Genomic DNA, 3,672 nt, shown 5'->3' with positions numbered 1-3,672 from the left:
CTACACGACCATCCAGAACTGGTCGAACAACGTCTACAACCTCGTCACCAAGCGCGCGGTCTGCGAGGCCGGCGCGACGATGGAGTGGGTCGACGGCAACATCGGGTCCAAGGTGACGATGAAGTACCCCGCGGTCTACCTCATGGGCGAGCACGCCAAGGGCGAGACGCTCTCGATCGCGTTCGCGGGCGAGGGCCAGCACCAGGACGCCGGCGCGAAGATGGTGCACGCGGCGCCGCACACGTCTTCTTCGATCCTGTCCAAGTCGGTGGCTCGTGGGGGCGGCCGTACGTCCTACCGCGGCCTGATCCAGGTCAACGAGGGCGCCCACGGCTCGAAGTCCAACGTGCTGTGCGACGCGCTGCTGGTCGACCAGATCAGCCGCTCCGACACCTACCCCTACGTCGACATCCGTGAGGACGACGTGTCGATGGGTCACGAGGCGAGCGTCTCGAAGGTCTCCGACGACCAGCTCTTCTACCTCATGTCGCGCGGCATGGAGGAGGACGAGGCGATGGCGATGATCGTGCGTGGCTTCGTCGAGCCGATCGCCAAGGAGCTCCCGATGGAGTACGCCCTCGAGCTCAACCGCCTCATCGAGCTGCAGATGGAGGGCGCAGTCGGCTAGCGGGCACGACCCCGCCCGGACCGATGGCCCACACGTAGAAAGAGAAGCAGTGACAGTCACCGATGTGACGCGCGAGAGCGTGTCGTCCGCCCTCGAGCAGGGCCAGGGGCACCTGGTCGTGTCCCACCTCAACCCGCCGCCGTCGTACGACCTCGACGACCACCCGGTGCCGACCGGGCGGGAGGAGATCTGGCGCTTCACGCCGCTCAAGCGGCTGCGCGGGATCCTCGACGGCGAGGCCTCCGACGCCCACCTCACGTGGGAGACGACGCTCCCGGCGGGCGTGACGCTGCGCGAGGTCGGGGCGGACGAGGCGGTGGCCCTCGGCGAGCTGGCACCCAACGACCGACCCTCGGCCCTGGCGGCGGCCAACGCCGGCGGCGCGATGCTGCTCGACGTCCCTGCCGACGCGGTGGTCGCCGAGCCCGTGGTCCTGCACCTGCACGGAGAGTCGGTCGACGACCTCGTGTGGGGGCGGCTGATCATCCGGGTCGGCACCCACGCCGATGTCACGGTCGTGCTCAACCACACCGGTTCCGCGCGCTACTCGGCCATCACCACGGTCGTCGTGGGTGACGGCGCCCGCGCCAACGTGCTGACGCTCCAGGACTGGGACGACGACGCGGTCCACCTGGGCCGCGACGCCATCCGCGTCGGCCGGGACGCGTCGGTCAAGCACACCTCGATCTCCTTCGGCGGTGACGTGGTGCGCATGCACGCCAATGTCGAGTACGCCGGCCCCGGTGGCGAGGCCGAGCTCCTCGGTCTCTACTTCGCCGACGAGGGCCAGCACCTCGAGCACCGGCTCTTCGCCGACCACAATGCGCCCAAGACCAAGAGCCACGTGCTCTACAAGGGCGCGCTGCAGGGCCAGGGCGCCCACACCGTCTGGATCGGCAACGTGCTGATCCGCAAGGTCGCCGAGGGCATCGAGACCTACGAGGAGAACCGCAACCTCGTGCTCACCGACGGCTGCCAGGCCGACTCGGTGCCCAACCTCGAGATCGAGACGGGCGAGATCGAGGGGGCGGGCCACGCCTCGGCGACCGCCCGCTTCGACGACGAGCAGCTGTTCTACCTGCGCTCGCGCGGTGTCTCGGAGAAGGAGGCCCAGCGCCTGGTCGTCCACGGCTTCTTCAACGACCTGATCCGCAAGGTCGGCATCCCCTCGATCGAGGACCGGCTGCTGGAGACCGTCGAGACGGAGCTCGCCAAGAACGTGCTGAAGGAGCTCGCCTGATGGCCTTCGAGCGCGCTTGCGCGGTCGCCGACGTCCCCAGCGACGAGGCACTGGCGGTGACCGTCGGGGCCTACGACGTCGCCGTGGCCCGCCACGAGGACGAGTTCTTCGCGATCCAGGACCTCTGCTCGCACGCGGCCGTCCCGCTGAGCGAGGGCGAGGTCGCCGACTGCACCGTCGAGTGCTGGCTGCACGGCTCGCGCTTCGACCTGCGCACCGGCAAGCCCACCGGCCTCCCGGCCACCGAGCCCGTCTCCACCTTCCCGGTCGAAGTGCGGGCCAATCCCGACGGCACCAGCGACATCTACGTCGACACCACCACCACCCTGAACGGAGTGACCCCCTCATGAGCACCCTCGAGATCAAGGACCTGCAGGTCTCGGTCGACACCGAGGACGGTCCCAAGCAGATCCTCAAGGGCGTCACGCTGACCATCAAGGACGGCGAGACCCACGCGATCATGGGACCGAACGGGTCGGGCAAGTCCACGCTGGCCTACTCGATCGCCGGCCACCCCAAGTACACGGTCACCGGCGGCACCGTCACGCTCGACGGCGAGGACGTCCTCGCGATGAGCGTCGACGAGCGCGCCCGCGCCGGCCTCTTCCTCGCCATGCAGTACCCCGTCGAGGTGCCCGGTGTGTCCGTGTCCAACTTCCTGCGCACCGCCAAGACGGCCCTGGACGGCGAGGCGCCCAAGCTGCGCACGTGGGTCAAGGACGTCAACGCGGCGCTCAAGAACCTCGACCTCGACCCGACCTTCGGCACCCGCTCGGTCAACGAGGGCTTCTCCGGTGGCGAGAAGAAGCGCCACGAGATCGCCCAGCTCGAGCTGCTGAACCCCAAGGTCGCGATCCTCGACGAGACCGACTCCGGTCTCGACATCGACGCGCTCAAGGTCGTCTCCGAGGGCGTCAACCGGTTCCGTGCCCAGGAGGGCAAGGGCGTGCTCCTGATCACGCACTACACCCGCATCCTGCGCTACATCCAGCCCGACCACGTCCACGTGTTCGTCGCCGGCCGCGTCGCCGAGTCCGGAGGCCCTGCGCTCGCAGAGGAGCTCGAGGCCAACGGTTACGAGCGCTTCCTGACGGCGACGGTCTGACCATGACCACCACGCAGCTGCCCGGCCTCCTCCCCGAGCTGGAGGTGATCCGCGCGGACTTCCCCATCCTCGGGCGGACCCTCGCGGGCGGTCTGCCGCTGGTCTACCTCGACAGCGCCAACACCTCGCAGAAGCCGCAGGTGGTCATCGACACGATGGTCGACCACCTCGAGCGCCACAACGCGAACGTCGCCCGCGCCATGCACCAGCTCGGCGCCGAGTCGTCGGAGGCCTTCGAGGACGCCCGCGACAAGGTCGCGTCGTTCCTGCACGCCAGGTCGCGCAACGAGGTCGTGTTCACCAAGAACGCGACCGAGGCGCTGAACCTGCTCGCACGCACGATCGAGCTCGGCCCCGGCGACAACGTCGTGATCACCGAGATGGAGCACCACTCCAACATCGTGTCGTGGCAGCTGGCCTGCGAGCGCTCCGGTGCCGAGCTGCGCTGGTTCGGTCTCACCGACGACGGGCAGCTGGACCTGTCGAACGCCGATGAGCTGGTCGACGAGCACACCAAGGTCGTGGCCTTCACCTGGGTGTCGAACATGCTCGGCACGATCAACCCCGTGGCCGACCTCGTCGCCCGCGCGAAGGCGTTCGGTGCCTACTCGGTCATCGACGCCTCCCAGGCGGCGCCGCAGCTCCCGGTGGACGTGGCCGCGACCGGCTGCGACTTCCTGGTCTTCACCGGTCACAAGA

At 68.8% G+C, this 3,672-nt stretch carries 5 protein-coding genes; all 5 read left to right on the top strand.

Annotated features, from left to right (window positions below; all coding sequences use genetic code 11):
* Positions 1 to 628, top strand: a 628-nt coding sequence (locus tag Q0L15_RS15345; protein WP_296605326.1) for a SufD family Fe-S cluster assembly protein, incomplete at its 5' end; no start/stop codon positions are given.
* A 64-nt stretch (positions 629 to 692) separates the two neighbouring features.
* Positions 693 to 1,868 carry a Fe-S cluster assembly protein SufD gene (gene sufD / locus Q0L15_RS15340; protein WP_296605325.1) on the top strand — a complete coding sequence of 392 codons (1,176 nt, stop codon included), beginning with the start codon at positions 693 to 695 and terminating at the stop codon, positions 1,866 to 1,868.
* Positions 1,868 to 2,218 (top strand): non-heme iron oxygenase ferredoxin subunit, encoded by a 351-nt coding sequence (locus Q0L15_RS15335; protein ID WP_296605324.1) that lies wholly within the window; start codon positions 1,868 to 1,870, stop codon positions 2,216 to 2,218. The genes sufD and Q0L15_RS15335 overlap by 1 nt, the downstream gene beginning before the upstream one ends.
* Complete coding sequence (gene sufC / locus Q0L15_RS15330) at positions 2,215 to 2,973, top strand: Fe-S cluster assembly ATPase SufC (RefSeq protein WP_296605323.1); 759 nt, start codon at positions 2,215 to 2,217, stop codon at positions 2,971 to 2,973. Before Q0L15_RS15335 ends, sufC begins: the two co-directional genes overlap by 4 nt.
* 2 nt (positions 2,974 to 2,975) lie before the next feature.
* Positions 2,976 to 3,672: aminotransferase class V-fold PLP-dependent enzyme (locus Q0L15_RS15325; RefSeq protein WP_296605322.1), on the top strand; the 697-nt coding region annotated here is incomplete at its 3' end.

The organism is Nocardioides sp., assembly GCF_024509035.1.
Classification (GTDB): Bacteria; Actinomycetota; Actinomycetes; order Propionibacteriales; family Nocardioidaceae; genus Nocardioides.
This window is presented reverse-complemented; position numbering and strand designations above follow the sequence as displayed.